Source organism: Solibacillus sp. FSL R5-0449 (assembly GCF_037975215.1).
GTDB lineage: Bacteria > Bacillota > Bacilli > Bacillales_A > Planococcaceae > Solibacillus.
On record NZ_CP150239.1, the window covers coordinates 198330 to 217500 of the forward strand.

Below are 19171 nucleotides of genomic sequence, written 5' to 3' on the forward strand. Positions count from 1 at the left end.
TACTTTTATATTTAAATTATTTAATTTAAATATAATCGATAAGTCCCGATTACATCACAAGGAAAAATGATTCGATTCTTGAGAAATAATGGGCCTTTTTTCTATTTTAGATTGATAATTACCATAAAGTCATTGACAATATCTGTTTTTTAAAATAAGCTGTAAAAACAGTTAATTACATATTTATTAAAATTATCGTAAAAATAGTAAAATTTAGTAAATTATATTGTTCTTAACTCAAAAATTAGAATAGGGGTAATGTTATGAAGAAAATTATAGCTATTGCTGTATCAGCACTTTTGCTAACTAGTTCAATTTTTTTACCAGAAGGTGTAAATGCGGAAGAAAGCAAGGAAAGTTTGGAGAATGTGTCAAGAATTACAGTCGTAAATGAGCTTGAATACATTAAAGATTTACAAGACCTATCAGATAGTGAACTATTAGAAAAAGGTGCAAGTAAAAGTGAAATAAAACAATTAAGAGAATTCAATCTCGAAAGTATGCTAAGTGAAAGAGTTAAAAGTTTGCAAAATAATAGTACAAATGAATTAATGTCCCAGGGTTATTCTCTTAAACAAATAGAGAGTATTCAAAATTTTTCAGGTTCTGATACTCAAGTATTATCTTTACTAGCAAATCTTTCAGGTACACTTTCAATTGCTAGTCAAGGTAGTACATCAACATATTCTTTTGTTAAAGGAGCATATATCTTTAATTGGTCAAAAGCACCGCTTGTTTTAATTAAAGATCTTATTGCGATTACATGGTCGGAAGGCTTCTACTTAAATACAGATAGTGGATATACAAAAATGACGTACGATTATTACAATATTGGTAAAGAAACTTTAAATAAAACTAATACAGCTACAGTTAAACCTCATCTAAATGTAGGTGTATCAACATCATTTGGGATGGGGTACCGTGACCAAGAAGAAGTTGGTATTTATACTAAAAAGGGAAGATTTAATTTCCATATCGATAAAAAAGCCAAAGTTAAAGAAATGGCAATCCAATCTGAGTATGGACATACTACAGTTGCTGTAGGTTCACCTTCTGTATCGATTCCAGCAGGTCTATCAGTGAGCTTCTCTTATCAAGTAAGTGAAGACGATTTCGATTATAAAAAAATAACATTCTAAGGCGGTTATAATAATTGAAGAAAATAAATTTAATGTGTTCTTTCTTCATCTTACTTATAATAATTACAGGATGTTCTAAGTCTGAACTAGTATATTACTTTGAATACACTGAGATAAATAATGTTGAGACAGATGTCCAAGAATGGTTCTCTAAATATGAAGAAGATGGAATTTATTTAGCGAAAAATAAAGAAAATTCCATTGTGTATTTTTATGTAAAAAGCAACAAAAATCAAGATGGTAATTACAAAAACTATAACATAGGAATTCAAGGTAATACCGATAAAATGGGGTATTTTGATATATATACGGAATCTTATATAGCGAATCAACCTATAGAAAAAGTAGTGGTAATTTATCTTGAAGGCAGTGAGTTAGAAACCATCCGATTTAATGATGAAGAAATATCTATAGAACAAATTGAATCAATAAAGTAAAATTACTTAAAAATAAAGTTGATTTAATATAGGGAGAATATTTATGAATGCATTTTTAATTTATTTAACACCTGTTATTGCTTTTATTTTCTTTTTTAATTTAATTGGAATTGCTCACAAAGTTAAAGATGGAGAAAAGGAGATAACAGTCCAGATATTAATGAGTGGGTTTATGTTTGCGTTTATTATATTTGCTCTGGTATTATCTGGGATATCTAACTAAATAAAATAAGTTTTATGTGAGAGATAAGCATATGAACAAACTATAGAGCGTAAGTACTAACCTCAAAGAAGAATGATTAGCTAGCAATAACAAGAGTGTCCATAATGACGCTGAATAAGAGGTCATTTTAGATTGATTTTTTCTCGGTGGACTACATAATAAGACAAGCACCTTCTAATGATGGTCATAATATTCTGATATTTATAAAGGAGCTTTAGGCTAAATAACGATTTAAACAATTCGGTACTGCACCCCAAAGGTTAGAGTGAAAAACTAACTTTTGGGGTGATTTTTTATGACTAAATATAATGAAGAATTTAAATTGTTGGTGGTTCAAGAATATTTAAGTGGTTCACTAGGATATAGAGCGATAGCGAAAAAATATGGTATCGGTGCTACACCGTTAAGGAAATGGGTACGTGCTTATAAAGAGTTTGGATGTAGTGGCCTATCTGTTAAGAAAACGAAGCAGTCTTATTCTGTTAATTTAAATTAGATGTATCGAGCTATATGAAACGAACAGGTGCTTCCCATCAAGATACTGCGATTCACTTTAACTTGAATGATCCAACTTTAGTTGCTAGTTGGTATCATCGGTGTTTAAAAGAAGGGATAGAGGGCCTGCAAAGAAAACCAAAGTGGCGCCCATCCATGTCTAAGAAACAAAAATCAACAGTGAATAACCAAGAAAAAACAATGTCACGTGAGGAGCAGATCGAACGCGAAAATGAACTGCTTCGTTTAGAGGTAGCTTATTTAAATAAGTTGAAGGCTTTTCGGGAGAATCCAGATGCCTTCCTCGAAAAGCACAAGCTGCCATCGCCTTCGAACTTAAACAAAAAGGATTTCGATTAAAAGATATTTTAAAACAAGTGGATATTCCAGAAGCGACGTATCATTATCATATCAAACTGTTAGGGCAACACGATCCAGACGTAGTGTGGAAAGTCCTGATTTTAGAGAATTTCGAAACATGAAGGTCGCTATGGCTACCGCCGAATTCATACAGATTTAAGAGTGCAAGGGCATAAATTAATCATAAAAAGGTACAACGAATCATGAAAGACCTAGGGTTAAAGTTTGTAAAGTTCGTACGTAAATCACGCTATAAATCATACAAAGGAACAGTTGGGAAAGCCGCTAAAAACCTTTTGAATCGTAGATTCAGAACGTCATATGCATTTCAAAAATTGGTGACTGATCGAACTGAATTTAAATGTAAAGATGATGAAAAACTCTATCTAAGTCCGATGATGGATTTATATACTAGTGAGATAATCGGGTTTAGTATGTCAAAAAGGCCAAGTCTAGATTTTGTGTTAGATTCACTCAAACAAGCACTTCCGATTATTCTATAGCGTGCTGAATATCGGACAACAATTAAATCCGATCAAGGATGGCACTATCAACACAATACGTGGGTGAAAACAATAAGGCAGAACAGGATTTTTCAAAGCATGTCTCGTAAAGAAACATGCGTAGACAATGCGGCCATGGAAAACTTCTTTAGCTTACTAAAATAGGAAATGTATTATGGAGAACAAATCATCTCTTATAAAGGATTACATAAGAAAATACCAATTATTATAATAAAGTTCGTATTAAACAGAAATTGGCTGGCATGAGTCCGGTAAATTACCGAAAACATGCCAGCCAATTAGTTACGTAATAAAACTCTAACTTTAAGGGGTCACTACCTTCTTAAAAGCTAGAATAAAAGGATTTAGCTATCAAAAGCTAAGTCTTTTTATCCTATAAAACCCTAATCAAATTTCCCTTCAAAGTAATCTGATAACCATATATTTAGTTCGATTTCTATTTCATTTTTCCCTAAATAAACCTTATCAATTATTCTTGAGAGCATTGCTTTTTTTAGATCATCATCTGCTTCATTGAACTTTTGCACCCAGTTATCTAATTCGTTTGCCAGGTAATTTACATCGGAATAGTTCTCTCTCTCTCTTTCTAATTCCTCTTTTAAAGAATTTAATTGTGATAACTTTTCTTCTGTTTGTTTATCTATTACATTAATAGCTGCTGATAACTGTTCAGTAGTAAAAGAACTTTCCCCGATTAAAGTTTTCCCAATTTCAAGGTTTAATTTTTCTTGTTGCTTTGTTAAAGCTAAATACTCTTTTTCTAGGTTATAAACATTCCGTTCCTTTATCTTTAACAAATCAGCTTTCGTATTTTTGCTTGTATCAAGAAAGGACCTTAATTCAAATTGTGAAAAGATAAATTTTATCTTATTAATAATTAGTGTATCAAATTTTTTCCCGCCCCAGATATTTTGCTGGTGATCACAATATAGCTTACCTTTGTTTAAAGGACATTTATATCGGTAAATGGTGTTTTTATAGAAGCCGTCTTTGTTATTATATTTTGAATTCCTATAGAGATAATTAGGGGTAAGCTTTGAACCGCAATATTTGCAATATGCCATCCCTGCAAACAGTAATTTCCCTGCTCTTGGTATTGCGGATTTGTCCTGTTCATTAATATTACTACTCCTAGTATTTCTTATTTGCTCAGCTTGATTAAATAACTCGTCTGGAATAATTCTTAACTTTTCATTAAATGGCTGAGTTCCACCTACAGCATTTTTATACCGCTTTAATCCAATATAAATTGAATTTGATAATATTCTCTGGATGGTACTCACTATAAAAACTTTACCATCTCTATTACGATATCCATTTTCATTTAAGTAGTCCGCAATTTTTCTATAACCCATATGTTTGTTTACATATAACTTATAAATCAACTTAATCATTTCTGATTCATCTTCATCTGGCACTAATTCTTTAACTCGACGTTCTTTATTTTTCCAATGTTGCTCAGCTGTTTCCACAATTTTGTATCCAATTGGGGGGGAGCCACCTTGAAAATATCCTTGTTCACTAAGTTGTTTTTTTGCTTCTTTTACCCTAATTGAAGTTTTTTGACTTTCACCATCGGATAGCCAAAAGCTTATATAATTTAGAAGCTTATCAGTATGAGATTCAATTTTTCTTTGGCCTTCTTTTACAGACCAGACCTCGATATCGTTCTGAACTAAAAAGTTTACCATTACTGGTGTTTCATCTTCTCTTCGACCTAAACGATCGAACATAAAGACCAATAATACGTCAAATTCTTTATTTAATGCGCCTTCTTTTAGGATTGCCATTTCATCTCGTTCGTTAACTGTTTTTTTCCAACCGGATACTCCTTTTTCGTATAACTCATTTGTTATTATCCAATTAGTTTTGCTTTTAACGAATTCATGACAAGAATTTTTTTGCATCGGTATATCATCATCTGTACTTACTTGTTGTTTCTTAGATACTCGAAAAAGACACCAAACTCGTTTCATTTTCACACACCCGTTCATTAGCCTTTAAAAAGGAAGATAATTATAATATCTCTAAGAAAAAGGTTTTTAATCCATTTTTAGCAGCATTTCTTTTTTCTTGATCTTTGGTAAACTTCAAATGTATTTTTACTTCGTTTTCTGAAATATCCTTTAAATAATCAAAATTATCATCTGATTTGTGCAGATACTTTACTCCACCAATATCAATTTCACCCAACGCTTGAGGATGACATACATCCTTCATAATAAATCACTCCGATGTTATGGGGTGTTAAAGTGTATTCGTCTTGAATCGATAATATTAGTCAATTTTTTACACCAAAAATGTCTTATAAGAACACCTAATTCAACACCTTTTAATTTCTTTTAAAAAAAGAAAAACCCCATAGAAAAATCTACACATTTGTGTAAATTTTCTATGGGGTTTTCCCCTTATTAGTTATTTAATTGTTTTTTTATATTTACTACGTGACCGCTAAGATTCGTAAAAAGTTAATTGTTATTTCTAAAAACATTATATCATTAGATTTTTATATTGTATGTCTTTTAAAAAAATAATTATATTTTAAGGTTTAGAACTTCGGTTTTTTGACCATAAATGAATTAAAGCGTTCGGTTTCATAGTCATCGAAGTATACTAAGATGGCTATAAAACCGAATTAATAAGCTCAAAAAGCCTTGATTACAAGGGATTCTAAGAATGTTAATTATATGGAAGCAAATTTACAGCCTTTGCTTTCGGTTTTACAGCCAGTTAAAAATGTTACTTATTTTATTTCTTCGGTTCTTTAACCAGTTGAATTTTCTAAAGAAACAAATGGGGAGAGACGGTAACTAATTTGAATTTCATTATTTTTTTCAAAGTTAATTTTTACTTCATCAAAAAATAATAGGATAAAAACCCTTAATTCTGTATCTGAAAAATCCTTAAAACTATGATTTAGCATTTCCTTTAAAGTGACTATTAGGTAATCACTATTAAGTAGTAAATCAATTTCTTCCATTGTCTCACTGATATAAGTTAATTCTTCTTCTAAATGCTGCTTTGCAGTATGAAACGCTTCAGATAATAGTGTTGAATTTGTTATATCACTTGCTAACATTTTTTCATTAAGGAGTGTCAATTTGCGTTGCTGCTTTATTCTATCCTTAGTCTTTTTAAGTTTAGTAGACCACTGTTTAAGCTGTTTTCTAGATGAAGTACTAATAGTGTTGAATTGGTTATTCCATTTTTTCAGTAGATCATTTAAAACAACTTCATGAACAGGGAGTAACGGAACATTATTATTACATTCTGAGCATTTATAAATTCTATATGCCCCAGGTTTCCCTTGAGGCGATTGGTCTTTGGCTATTAAATAAGCATCACAACTCTTACATTTAATAATGGAACGAAGATAAAAGGGTGTACTCATTGTTCCATAATGGTTTTTTAAATCGTTTATTTGTTTCACCAAATGACTAATTGTTGGGTTAATGATTGGAGAATGTACATTTTTTAATAACTCAATATCTTTGTCAGGTTTTGGTTTACTGATTTCATAGCTTGTTCTTACATTCCAAGCTAAGTCACCTGTATAAACACGGTTGGAAAGGATATAACCAATTGTACTGCTATTCCAAAACGTTATTTTCTCAGTTGTGATAGCGCATTGATTTAAAAATTGAGCAATAATGTTATGAGAATGCCCCCAACTTGCCAGATAATAGATTAATTCTACTACTATTGCATCTTCATTGGGATGCAAAACACCATTTTCCATAACATAACCTGCAGGGGTACGGGAACCTGGGCGTTTTGGTTGTTCACGAGTTAACAGGTTCATTTGAGCATCAGTGGCGCGGTCAGACTTAACTTCTGATTCTTCTGCAGCAAAGACTAGCTTAGCCTGAACAATTGGGTCGTCTGGATTCCATTCGCCATCGCCTTGCGTACTAAAAAATTTTACATGAGGATACTGCTGCTTAATAGTAATATAAATTTCATTATAGAAATCAGTGATACTTCGAGTGATTCGAGATTCCTCGTAAAAGCAGATTGCTTCTGCTCCATTGGCTATATCTTCAAGAATAAGTTGAATACCTTCTCGTTTACTAATGTTATTCCGAAATGCACTAGTTGCCTTATCTACTCGCCAATTAGTAATGTGTAGGTTTTCTCTTTCAACTAATACTTGGATTCGGCTCTTTTGAATTTCTAAAGAGTTATTGCTATCTTGTTTTTTATCGGAATACCGAAGATATGCTGATGCTTTTATTAATTTCGAAGTTTCATTATTATTCATGATGCATCCAACTCCTTTACAAACGATGATAGGAACAGATTAATATGAAGATGCGTTTCATAAGCGGAAATATTTGCAACAAATAATTCAATGAGCCGTTGAATCTCTTGTTCATTAAAATTAAAATTTTGCTGTGACAATAGCTGTATCACTTCTTTAATTTGGCTACTTAATTGTTGTAAAGATAACAGGTCCTGTTCTAAATCATTGTATTTATTTTTTAGTGCTTGAATTTCTTCTAAATAGGCGGAAATTAGAGATTTTGCCTTTCCATCATGTGTGCAAATTTTTAAAGAAGTATCTAAATATTTTGATGCTGTGCTTTTTAAGTCATTTTGCAACATTTTTTGAGCAACACTCACTTGTTTTGGAATTACTTTTTCTACAAGGGGTACCAAAAGCGTTTGTACATAATTCAAAACAGTTTGTGTTACTAAATGATTAATTTCTTCAACGGTAATATGAATACGTTTATGTTTAGCACTACAGACAAAATAACCTCTATCTAATGCATTCTCTTTCCGGTGCTTCATTATATTTCCGCATTCACCACATAGTGGCGAAAACAAAATATGTCTATTAGCATCTGCTAATTTTTCTATATAGTAAGCTTTAAATGTATCAATTTTTGTTTTTACTTCAAGGAAAAGATCCAATGAAATAATTGGGTCCGCATGAGTTAGCACCTGGTAATTGCTTTTTGAAGCGTAATGCCCCGAATAAAATGGGTTTGTTAAAATTTTAATAATTTTATCTGGATCTTTTAGCCCTTTTCTTCGAAGCATTAAAAAATCAAGGAACTCTTCTTCATTATCAACCTTACTAAAATCGGTAAATAATGATTCAATTAAACATTTCTTATCCTCGTTAATAATATAACGTGGTTTGTTCGTCTCATTAGTAATTCGTTTATATCCAAAAATATTTGATGGATATTGCTTCCGAGCATCCGCAGTACGTGAACTGATATTTTGACCTTCCATTTGAGCAAACATACCGTAAAACGCTTCAAGGGCAAGTTTCTTTTTAAAAGGTGGCTCATTACTAGCGGTATAGATGACTTCCACATTATATTTAATGAAAATATTTGTTATATCGACGAATTCATAAAAGTTCCTTGCCAACCTGTCCCGTTTATAGACAACTACTGTCTTAACTTTTCCTTCTTTAATTAAAGCCAATAATTGCATTAAGTTGGGTCTGTGATTCATTTTTAGTTTCGTAGCTGAAACATCATGATCATTTAAATTGGTAATAAAATTTTCTTCACCACTAAGTCCGATTGACTCAAGATACCGCTTAGCAGCAGCATCTTGTAATTCAAGACTTTGAGCAGCTGAACTTACCCGGCTATAAACAATAATTAAATTTTCCTTCTTCATATATTAATCCTTTCGCAAATTTATTTTTTACTAATCAATAAAGCTCGGAGTTTATAATCATCTTTTGCAACGTGATCAAGAAGTCTTTTTTCAATAAATCTCTTAAACCATAATTCAGATTCAAATGATAATTCTTCAGAGTAACTTACTTTTACAACTCGAAATTGTTCTTTCACTTAGTTCCCCTCCAGTCCTATTTTTGTCTTCATCTTTGACTGGAAGGGAACTTTTTATACTTTATTTCTTTTTTTAGTTTTAGTAGACTTCATTTCTCCAAAATCAATGGACATCTGAACATCCTTAATTTCTTTCGAATCATAATTCCCTCTGGGTGTAATAACAGTGCTTGTTTCATAACCGGAAATTTTAAATTTCTTTATTATTTTGTTCATAATTTTGCTCCTGAATGTGGATGAACAGCTGAATGATGGACTTCGAAATACCAAAGGTTTCACAATGTTCAAGACATTGTTCATACCATTTTGGAGTTGTGTAATAACGCTTGTCCTCCATTGCGGAGTGCCTCCTTTCTAGTAAAAGTAGTTTATATAATTGGTTGCTACTGGCCTTGGCCTTCAAGCGTTAATCATAATACTTTTAAAATATATAGATTCTTATGGGCCAAAAGACTTGTTTTGTTACGTTAGGGGAATCTATAAAATTAGGGTAATTAAATCCAGGTTGTTGGTAAACAAATGGTATTTTATGTATACTGATAGGGAAGTAAGGTGAGCTAATATATTCAATAAATAGTAGAGAGGGTTATAAGAAATGCGTAAAATTATATATTTTGATGAAGGTTCAGCAACAGATATTCTATTAATTGAACATGGTGGACAAATTTCTTCAATTAATGAGAGCGAGGGGACGGTTAGTCTGAAGGGGGAAGCCAATGGAGAACTTTCAGTTGGAACAAGTACTGGATTTTTGAATATTGTTAAAGCTGCTTTTAGTACAAAAGTAAGTGCTAGTGTTTCTCATAGCAAAGATACATTGGCAACTAAAACAGTCACAAATACAATTTTAACTGATTTTGTTGCCTTAAAAGAAAAATTGGTAAGAAAAAAATCAATTGAAATACTTGAAGGATATAAAGTTACAGCCTTAAAGGATTCTTTTGCATATATGAAAATGTATGCACCTTATATGAAAATATTTAGAGAAGGTTCAGAAGCAGTAGAAGGACTAAGAGATCTTGATTTACAAAACGTTGATGAAATTCTTGCAGCAGCTAAGGGCTACTATGAAATGGTTGCTTATAAAGACCAAGAGGAAATAGTTCTTCGTTTCAACATTAACTCATTTAAAAATGCGTATGTTTTAACAGACTTGCCTAAAATGAACTTAGCTTTTATTGCAATAGAAGTTGGTGATTGTAAGAAAGAAGAACTTATTATGCAGAATGAACTTTCAGGGGAGCCTCCTTCAGTCGACACTTTAAATATACAAGCTATTATGGGTAACAACCCTCCCACACAATCGGGTACAAGTTCAAAGTTAAAACTATATGATGTTATTTTAGCTGGAGTAGGTGAAATTCAGAATGAAAATGAAGATTAAAATTATTTATGGTCCAACCAAAGAATTTAACTCGAAAATTCCAACTAAAGATACTATAAGTCTTTCTGAAATGGTCAGATGGAGTGATGCTCGTCGTTCCAATCCAATTGAAGATGAATTAATTGGAACCTACCGTTATCTAACGGTTACTACTGAAGAATATGGTGGAGTAACAGATGCCTTTATTGAGAGATTTATCATAAGTATTTTGATTTACCAAAATTATTTGGGATACACTGAAATTCTCCTTCATAACCCACCTAATAGTATTTATAATCAAATCCAAATTTATAAAGATCATTTTAAACTATCAATTCAGCATTGGTCCTATCCAAAGACAACTAAAAATGCACTAAAATTAATTAAAGAAAATTTTGATGAAAAAATTTTGGGTCAATCACAGGTGAAAACAGAAGTTTTAACTGCATTATATGATCTAACAAACAATCAAGACTCTAAACCTAAAATAATTATGTTATATGGTCCTCCCGGTGTAGGGAAAACTGAAACAGCTTATTTTATTAATCAAGCTATTAACGAAGATAATAATATTCTTAGAAAGCAATTTTCTATGTTCCATAATGATAGTTTTTACAGCTATATTTTCGGCGACAGAACCAATTCATTTGCTAAAGATTTAATTGATAGAGAATCCAATATAATTTTATTAGATGAATTTGATAAGTGTAATAAGGTTTTCTTTAGTGCTTTTTATCAAGTATTTGATGAAGGTATTTATGAGGATAAGTATTATAAGGTTAACTTACAAAATGCAATTATTTTGTGTACTTCAAATTACGTATCAGAAGCTGATATAAGAAAAAATCTTGGAGAAGCTATATTTTCTCGATTTGATTCCTTTATAGGATTCCAACAATTCCCTGATATTATAAAAGAAAAATTAATTGATAGAATATATGGTGAAGAAATTAATAAATATTCAGAAGAAGAAATTGAAATTATTTCAAAAAGTAATATTCCAGACTTATTAAAACAACACTTATCTGTTATAAATAATGCGCGAGATATAAGAAGGTATCTTAAACAGATGATAGCCACTCCGCTAATTGAATATATATAGTTGTAAAAACACAAAAAAAGAAAGATTAAATAGTTAACAGTATATCGCAACCGAGTATTGGACCATTTATTAATTAATCCATGAACTACTTAACATACTATGTTTTTTAGTTGAAAAACCCCGGCTTTATCCGTAGTGACAAGCATGATACTCTAAATCGAGCGTTTAATCTCTGTTACTAGACCTAGCAATTATCAAGAATAACAATCATTATTAGGAGAAATAAAGGAGGATGTATAGTGCAAATAGTATGTGAAGAAAAAACTAGAGAAATATTAGATATATACAATGATGAATTTCGAGAGAACCTTTTAATAATTGCGAAAGAAGAAATAAAGTTACATTTAAAGAAAGTAATTTTAGATAATCAAGTCCAGAGTGAGTTGGTGTATTCAAATAATGTTCATTCAGGAACTTATTATGATTTTATAATTAGAATTAAGAAAAGTCGGAGCCTAGAAGAAAAATTTTTCAGGAAAAATCTAATTTGGGAAATAGCTGAAATGCTTGAAGGACAAGAACCTAAAAAAAGAAAGCAATTAATAGAAGAGTATTTATTGGAAATGGATGATTTAATAGGGATTAAAATTTTAACACAAGTCAAAAATGATAGTGAAAAAATTTATGAATTACTAAATAGAAATTTAAATCTATTAAAAAGTAATGATATAGAGTTTAAAGACTTTCATAAACAACCTAAACCAATGAAGAATGGTATGGATATATATAACATTAAAGGTAGATATAAAAATAAATACAACTTCGAATTACAAATAAAAAGCCAAATTGAATCTGCCTGGGCAGATATGGATCATGAAATGTTTTATAAAGATTATGATATTACACCTGTAAGAAAATCAGTACAAAGCACTATGAATAAGGTTGGTAAATTATTACATGAGGTGGATGGATTACTATTTTCTATTAGGAACTCTAAGTTAGACTTTCAAGAAGAAGAACATAAAATAATACTTTTACGAAAATTAAATGAAGAATATCAAGATTTCATAAAGGAATTGTTTAAAGTGGAATTTTCTTTTGATTTTAGCAGACATGTAGATTTTTATAATTACATGGCGGATTCATATAGTTGTGAAAGAGAGAAAATATCCAAAGAATACGTTGTGAATCCTACAATTATAAAAGGTGAATTAGAAGGTATATCTAAAGTTTATACTGACTTTCATAGAAAAAATTATGATACCCTTGTTAACGAGATAGTTTTCCAAAGTTTTAAAAACCAGCAAAATCAAAATTGTAGCCAAGACCTTAATTTAAAAGAATATATAGACCTTTATATAGAATATTTAGTCAGACATTTTGTGAAAAATGATGATTACATAATAGGAATGAGTGAGGTCATATACGGAATTTTAAATTCTTGTCCGAACGTTGAAGTTTACCTAAATCATTATACATATAAAAAAATCAGTGATTATTTTGCTACTGTTTATGGAGTGTTATTAAATAAAGATTCAGATATGGAAAATGAAAAGTATCGGAAACTATTAGAAAATCTAACTCTAAACTTTGCCTTTGCTAGTTTTGAAAGGGAATTAATTTTAAAAAGTGAAACACTAAACTTAGTAATAGATACATTAGGAGAATTAAAGCGGCTAGAAGATTTATTTAGAGAAGTTGAAATAGAAATTGCAGGTAATGATGTTGAGAAGTTAAGTTGGTTAAAAGAAATTCATAAAGGTTTCGAACAGAAAATTTCAAATTTAATGGAGGTGGATGGTTTTGGAGATTAAAGCGTTTAAATATATTCAAGAAAATCAATTATATTTAAGTACTGTTTTACCGTTTAAACATGTAAATGAAATTGCTAAACCATTGATATATCATAAAGATAACCCCTTAGGATATCAAAGACAATTAGATAAAAAACATTATTATGATTTGGCTAGAAAATTACTAACAGGTGAAGTTACGTTACCTACAGCTATTGTACTTGGAGTTAGTGAGGAATTTATAAAACAATTCATTGACATAAATCAAGAAGAATCAATAGTCGATTTTCCAATTAGCCAGTTATTACAATCTGAAGAACCTATGTTTAGTGTTGTTGATGGACAACATAGGTTAGCAGCATTAGAATTGGCTGCTACTAAAAATAGTAACTTATTAGATTATAGTTTGAATATAATTATCTTAGTAAATAAAGATATAGACCGTATTAAAGAGATTAAAGTTTTTACAGATATAAATTCTAAGGCTAAGAAAATAACTACAGATTTAACGTTATTGGCAGAATATAATTATAGACTTCACTATTTACCAAGCATTAGTCAGCAGGAGATACTAGATCATGTGGGCGTAGAGGTTGCATATAATCTTAATGAATTAAAGCATGTTTCTCTTGTGAATATATGGTTTGGGGCAATTAAGGTAGATGTAACATCAAATGTGAACTCTGGAATTATAGGAGTAGCAGCATTTAAAAATTCTTTAAATCCATTAATTAAAACGTTTATAGAAGCTAAAGGCTATGACAGAATTTTTATATCTCCCACAATTGATCAAATTCAAAGTATATCAATAGAACTAACTGAATTTTTAGTGCGAGCATGGGAAATAACATATCGACATTGGCCTATGGCTTTTACAAATGACGATAATGAATCTAGATTTAATAGTAATTTTTATATTCAAAAAACCACAGGGGTTAATGCATTACATCAAATTATGATGGAATGTATCAAAAGAGATAGAGTTAATACTTTAGAGAGCTATCAAGAAATACTTTTGAAAAGTCCAATCAAATACGAAGATTGGAAAGCAAAAGGACCTTTTTCCGGATTAACATCAAAATCTGGTTTTAATAAAGCGGTGGGAATTATATTAAGTAAGGATCCTAAAGAATTTTGGGAGGAAAAGAATTAATACTAACCAAGTATTTCATATCACACTAATATGCTGGTATATACAGTATGAATATATTGACGGAATTGTTAGAGATGAAAAAGAAAGGGAAATGAAATGCAGATATTTTTAGTACATTCTTTTAATGATTTTAAAGATAGCGAAAAGCTATCTTATGAAAGATTAAGCGCTATTTTTAAAAAAGTGAACTCTAAAATAAAGCTTAAATATCTAAAAGAAAATGATAACTTATTATCTTGGAAATATCTAGCTAAAAATGCTATTAAGGACAGCCATATTATTATATTTATTAGCAACAATGCTCCTATTAGTAAAAATATTTTATGGGAACTAAAAAAAGCAAAAAGCTTGGGAAAACCTATCGTAAATATAAGTAGATTAAAATTAGAGTTTTTAATGGAAATATATGAGGTTTTTCTAGATTTGGATTTAGAGAGGAAACTTGCATTAATTGATATAGAGCATTGTATACAAAGTAGTATTTGGGATATTCATAAGATTAAAAAGTTTATAGAACAAGGGAAAACGAGAAAAGAATTTTTGGATACTTTATATGACTTTCATTCTTTTGAAGATATTTCAAAACGATTTAAAATTAAAGACCCCTATTTAAATCAGTTAATGGAAGCAGATATCAAAAAAGATTTACACGAAATAAATGAAGTAATCGAACAGTTTGAATTTGATGAATTAAGAGTAATTAAAGAAAATATTCATAAAAAAAATCCAGAATTATTGTTAGAGCAATATAAAATTTTCATTCAAACTTCGGAATCTTTAATGCAGCGTCGGCAAGCAATAAATAGCTTTTATATTACGGCCAATACATTAATGGCAACATTGTTCACAACTTTAGTTACACTTATGGATTTAAAGGGGATAATGATAGGGATAATTGGATTCATTATAAGCTCTTTAGGTGTTATAAATAGCTTAGCGTGGAAAAATGTACTGAATTCTTATGGTAAATTAAATCGGAGTAAGATAAGTGTTATTAGTGCGATTGAAAAGAAATTGCCGGTATCCTTATATGATTTAGAATGGGTAGCAATTAATTACGATTTGAAAAATGGCGGATATAAACCTTTTACTAAGAGTGAAGGATATACAGCAACGACATTCTTCGTATTTTATATCATAGGTCTAATAAGTAGCGTTAGTTTTTTAGTGTACACTTGTATTGATTATTTTTAATTGGTATCTATTATATTTTAATCAAAATGATAAGTATATTATAAATAAAGGGGTAAACCCACCAGCACCATGTGTTGCCACATACACTCCGCAGAGGTAGAGTATGTGAATATATGCTAACATTTTGCTAACGCAATTATATGGAAAATGATAAATTGTCATTCAATATGTTACAGCTGCGATTTCCAAACACCTTGATTTATTTCACTTTTGGAACATATCATGGTAGATAATACACACTTTCACCTTACGCCAGGAAGGATGTGATACCCCTGTCAAACCCTTGATGTCAAAGGGCTTGTATGTAAGGTGAAACAGATTTACTAACATTATTCCGATTTTAATATCAAAAATTCCTTGAAATTGGTTGGTGTGCTTATAGGTAGTGTTTTTTGTACCCTGAAGCAAAGGCGTTCGCAATATTAGCAAAATCAATATTTTGAATCAAAGTTAAATCATTATGCGGGTCAATCCCTTGTTTTTTCAGCACAAATTCGCCGGCCATTTGCGGCATCCCGCCAACACGCTGACCTAAAAATGTACTGCCTTTTAAACCATCCCAGCTAAAGTCGATATTCTGATCACGCGCAACTAAAAATGTTCCGTCTGTTTGTGTTAGCTGTGCAAAGTTGATTACTTTATCGTTTGGATTTTGACCTGATACATAAACCGACGTTTCAGCTCCAATTAAGGCAATATCAATGCCGTCCGATAAAAGCGCGGTCATCGTTTTGTCTCCGCCAGGGATCGTTGACAGTTGAATCGATAAACCTTCATCTTCAAAAAAGCCTTCTTCAATCGCTGCATAAAGAGGAGCGTAGAAAATAGAACGGGTTACTTCGCCTACTTTTACTTCCTGTAAATCCTTCTGTCCACAGCCGACCAACAACAATAAAAGCCCAACGAAAAGGGCGGTTCTAAGCCATTTCATTTGGTCATCCTTTTCTCTAATAGTGTTGTTGTATCGTATGCAGTAAAGGGGTGAGAGGTGTTACTTCCATATTTCCATTTCACCATGCAAGGCGGTCATGGTACGATAAAGATAACTATTTAGTAAGGTGGAGAATGTTATGGATTTAAATCATCTGAAAGGACAGCTTGCAAAACCGCAGCCTCTGTTTTTAGGGGAAGACACTGCTTTTCGGTCGGCCGTGCTCATCCCGCTTGTAAAAAAACAGGGCGAGTGGCATATTTTGTTTGAGGTGCGTGCGTTAACAATGCGCAAACAACCTGGCGATATTAGCTTTCCGGGCGGAAAAATTGATGAGACAGATGAATCGCCGCTCGCTGCAGCGCTTCGTGAAACACATGAAGAGCTCGGTATCGATCAACAGTCGATTGAACTAATAGGCAATCTCAGTCCATTTGTTATATCACCGGCTTTTGTTGTCTATCCGTTCATCGGGATCATCGAGCAGTCGGAACTGAATACATTTAATAAGGATGAAGTCGAAGAACTGTTTACAGTCCCGTTAAACTGGTTGCTGACGCATGAGCCGTATGTGCATTATGTTCCGGTTGAACCGAAGCCTCCGATTGATTTTCCGTATGATAAAATTGCGAACGGCGAAAATTACGAATGGCGTTCAAGCCGGATGGAAGAATGGTTTTATGAATATGGAAAGTACACAATTTGGGGTTTAACCGCACGATTGTTAAAGCACTTTATTGAAAAGTTAAAATAAGATTAGGCGCCTTCTCATTACCGGGGAGACGCCTTTTACTATGCTTTCTATTAATGACGAATAAATTTAATGAAGAGGGAAAATATGCAAATGCTATGGTAAAATCAGTGTATTGTCCTAAGAGAGACGCGAAGAAACAAAGAATTGTATATAGCTTAAACAAAGCAGTACAGAGAACAGGGAATCTTATCAATCAAAGAATCAGGAGGCATTTATGAAAGGGAAAAAGATGCTTTATATAGGAGTAGTTGTAGTGATTGTGATAGCTTCAGCTTTAGATATCGCATTTAAAGGTTTAGGATATCAACTGCTGCAAAAAATATTTTCATAAGTCCGTAATCACCCGTTGCATATTAAATGTAGCGGGTTTTTTTATGGAAAAAGCAAACCTTTATAAGAAAAGGTTCGCTTATAAAACTACAGATTATAAAGCTTTGTATATTTTTCCTGTAAGTAGTCGGCCAAGTATTTTGCGGAAAGCGGTTCACCGGTACCTTCCATAATTAACTCATTCGGCTTTTTCAATGCACCGAACTGATGGACTTTATCTGTTAGCCAATCTTTAATAGGAGCTAATTCTCCGCGTTCGCAAAGCTCATCGAAGTTTGGAATGTCCTGATCCATTGCATGTTTCCATTGCGCAGCATACATGAAGCCCAGCGCGTAGCTTGGGAAGTAGCCAAAGCTGCCGTCACTCCAGTGCATATCTTGCAGTACACCTTCTGCATCATTTTGTGGACGTATCCCTAAATATTCTTCGTATTTTTCATTCCAAACGCGCGGTAAGTCTTCCGCCTGTAAGTCCCCATTGAAAATCTCTCGCTCAATTTCATAGCGAATCATAATATGAAGCGGGTAAGTAAGCTCGTCTGCCTCAATCCGTATTAACGAAGGCTCTGAGAAATTGATCGCTTTTAAAAATTCATCAGCAGGTACGTCCCCAAATTGTTCCGGAGAATGCTTTTGTAAAATAGCGTAATGATGTTTCCAGAAGCTTTCGTTCCGTCCAATAATATTTTCATAAAACAGTGATTGAGATTCATGAATTCCCATTGAAGCACCTGTAGATAATGGCAGGCCGTTTAATGAAGCATCAATATTTTGTTCATATAAAGCATGTCCGCATTCATGAATTGTGCCAAAAACAGCAGAACGGAAATCATTTTCATCATACTTTGTCGTAATCCGAATATCTCCGCTGTTTAAACCGATCATGAAAGGATGGACCGTTTCATCTAAACGGCCAGCTTCAAAGTCGTAGCCAAGCTGTTTCAATAATTCCAGTGAAGCAGCATGTTGTCCGCTTTTCGGGAAGTGTTTAAATAATAGAGAAGTATCCGGTTTGTTTTTTGATTCACCGATAGCCTTTACTAAAGGAACGATTGTTGCCTTCAGCTCACCGAATAACTCGTCAAGCGTATCCGTCGTCATATTCGGTTCATATTTATCCAATAATGTATTATAGGCAGAACCATTTTTAATACCCCAGTACTGAACAAACCGCTTCTGATAATCGATTACTTCTTTTAAGTACGGCAGGAAAATCTGAAAATCCGACTTTTCTTTTGCCTCTTCCCAAGCTGCTTCCGATTTTGCTTTTAAAATCGTATAAGCTTTAAATTCTTCAGCTGGTATCTTTTTAGACTCGTCATATTCTTTCTTAACTTCTTCATACAGACGTTGCGTCACAAAGTCCAATTTCTCATTTTGAAGCTCAGACAGCAATTTTCCCAGTTCGTCACTCGTTTGAAGAGCAAATAATTCTGCGGACAATGTTCCGATTACTTCCGCACGTTGCTCCAACCCTTTTCGAGGAGCCCCTGTACGCATATCCCAATAAATAACGGAAAGCGCCTCTGAATAGTTTTGCATTTTCTTCACATAATTAATAAAAGTTTGTTGCATAATATATCACCCACTCCTTTCACATTTATTATATAGTAC

At 32.1% G+C, this 19171-nt stretch carries 19 protein-coding genes and 1 pseudogene; 11 read left to right on the plus strand and 9 right to left on the minus strand.

From position 1 onward, the window contains the following. Window positions 1–263: 263 nt before the first annotated feature. From MKY27_RS00980 to MKY27_RS01000, 5 genes are all read left to right on the plus strand, one after another. A complete protein-coding gene (locus MKY27_RS00980; RefSeq protein ID WP_339196950.1) occupies window positions 264–1139 on the plus strand; it encodes a hypothetical protein in 876 nt (291 codons plus the stop codon). A gap of 14 nt (window positions 1140–1153) precedes the next feature. After that, on the plus strand, window positions 1154–1576 hold the full coding sequence (locus tag MKY27_RS00985; protein WP_339196952.1) for a hypothetical protein: 423 nt from the start codon (window positions 1154–1156) through the stop codon (window positions 1574–1576). Window positions 1577–1619: 43 nt separating this feature from the next. Further along, a complete protein-coding gene (locus MKY27_RS00990) occupies window positions 1620–1799 on the plus strand; it encodes a hypothetical protein (RefSeq protein ID WP_339196954.1) in 180 nt (59 codons plus the stop codon). A gap of 295 nt (window positions 1800–2094) precedes the next feature. Further along, the gene (locus MKY27_RS00995; protein ID WP_339196956.1) at window positions 2095–2295 is read left to right on the plus strand and encodes a transposase; all 201 of its coding nucleotides are present in this window, start codon (window positions 2095–2097) and stop codon (window positions 2293–2295) included. A 14-nt stretch (window positions 2296–2309) separates the two neighbouring features. Beyond that, complete coding sequence (locus tag MKY27_RS01000; RefSeq protein WP_339196958.1) at window positions 2310–2654, plus strand: hypothetical protein; 345 nt, start codon at window positions 2310–2312, stop codon at window positions 2652–2654. A gap of 907 nt (window positions 2655–3561) precedes the next feature. Here the strand turns inward: MKY27_RS01000 and MKY27_RS01005 are convergent. The 7 genes from MKY27_RS01005 to MKY27_RS01035 form a co-directional block, all read right to left on the minus strand. Next, a complete protein-coding gene (locus MKY27_RS01005) occupies window positions 3562–5154 on the minus strand; it encodes a recombinase family protein (protein WP_339196961.1) in 1593 nt (530 codons plus the stop codon). 40 nt (window positions 5155–5194) lie between these two features. Continuing rightward, a complete protein-coding gene (locus MKY27_RS01010) occupies window positions 5195–5398 on the minus strand; it encodes a hypothetical protein (protein ID WP_339196963.1) in 204 nt (67 codons plus the stop codon). 544 nt (window positions 5399–5942) lie between these two features. Then, entirely contained in the window at window positions 5943–7439 is a 1497-nt protein-coding gene (locus MKY27_RS01015) for a recombinase family protein (protein WP_339196966.1), read from the minus strand. Then, complete coding sequence (locus MKY27_RS01020; protein WP_339196967.1) at window positions 7436–8821, minus strand: recombinase family protein; 1386 nt, start codon at window positions 8819–8821, stop codon at window positions 7436–7438. Before MKY27_RS01020 ends, MKY27_RS01015 begins: the two co-directional genes overlap by 4 nt. Window positions 8822–8841: 20 nt before the next feature. After that, window positions 8842–8997: a hypothetical protein gene (locus MKY27_RS01025; RefSeq protein WP_339196970.1), complete on the minus strand. Its 156-nt coding sequence runs from the start codon at window positions 8995–8997 to the stop codon at window positions 8842–8844. Window positions 8998–9051: 54 nt separating this feature from the next. Beyond that, window positions 9052–9213: a hypothetical protein gene (locus MKY27_RS01030; protein WP_339196974.1), complete on the minus strand. Its 162-nt coding sequence runs from the start codon at window positions 9211–9213 to the stop codon at window positions 9052–9054. Further along, complete coding sequence (locus MKY27_RS01035) at window positions 9188–9334, minus strand: hypothetical protein (protein ID WP_339196976.1); 147 nt, start codon at window positions 9332–9334, stop codon at window positions 9188–9190. The genes MKY27_RS01030 and MKY27_RS01035 overlap by 26 nt, the downstream gene beginning before the upstream one ends. 258 nt (window positions 9335–9592) lie before the next feature. Here MKY27_RS01035 and MKY27_RS01040 point away from each other — a divergent pair, with 258 nt between their 5' ends. The 5 genes from MKY27_RS01040 (at window position 9593) to MKY27_RS01060 (ending at window position 15542) form a co-directional block, all read left to right on the plus strand. Further along, window positions 9593–10381, plus strand: coding sequence for a DUF6414 family protein (locus MKY27_RS01040; protein ID WP_339196979.1), 789 nt, complete (start codon window positions 9593–9595; stop codon window positions 10379–10381). Next, window positions 10365–11462, plus strand: coding sequence for an AAA family ATPase (locus MKY27_RS01045; RefSeq protein WP_339196981.1), 1098 nt, complete (start codon window positions 10365–10367; stop codon window positions 11460–11462). The genes MKY27_RS01040 and MKY27_RS01045 overlap by 17 nt, the downstream gene beginning before the upstream one ends. A 239-nt stretch (window positions 11463–11701) precedes the next feature. Then, the gene (locus tag MKY27_RS01050; protein ID WP_339196984.1) at window positions 11702–13216 is read left to right on the plus strand and encodes a hypothetical protein; all 1515 of its coding nucleotides are present in this window, start codon (window positions 11702–11704) and stop codon (window positions 13214–13216) included. Continuing rightward, a complete protein-coding gene (locus tag MKY27_RS01055) occupies window positions 13206–14348 on the plus strand; it encodes a DGQHR domain-containing protein (RefSeq protein WP_339196987.1) in 1143 nt (380 codons plus the stop codon). The genes MKY27_RS01050 and MKY27_RS01055 overlap by 11 nt, the downstream gene beginning before the upstream one ends. Before the next feature lie 96 nt (window positions 14349–14444). Beyond that, on the plus strand, window positions 14445–15542 hold the full coding sequence (locus tag MKY27_RS01060) for a hypothetical protein (protein WP_339196990.1): 1098 nt from the start codon (window positions 14445–14447) through the stop codon (window positions 15540–15542). Between the two features lie 397 nt (window positions 15543–15939). Here the strand turns inward: MKY27_RS01060 and MKY27_RS01065 are convergent. Continuing rightward, window positions 15940–16473 (minus strand): annotated as a pseudogene (locus tag MKY27_RS01065) (ABC transporter substrate-binding protein); the annotation flags it as partial. Window positions 16474–16612: 139 nt separating this feature from the next. Here MKY27_RS01065 and MKY27_RS01070 point away from each other — a divergent pair. Then, complete coding sequence (locus MKY27_RS01070; RefSeq protein ID WP_079523288.1) at window positions 16613–17227, plus strand: CoA pyrophosphatase; 615 nt, start codon at window positions 16613–16615, stop codon at window positions 17225–17227. Between the two features lie 417 nt (window positions 17228–17644). On the opposite strand, the gene MKY27_RS01075 is transcribed toward MKY27_RS01070, so the two are convergent. Further along, complete coding sequence (locus MKY27_RS01075; RefSeq protein ID WP_339196993.1) at window positions 17645–19132, minus strand: carboxypeptidase M32; 1488 nt, start codon at window positions 19130–19132, stop codon at window positions 17645–17647. Window positions 19133–19171: the final 39 nt, after the last annotated feature.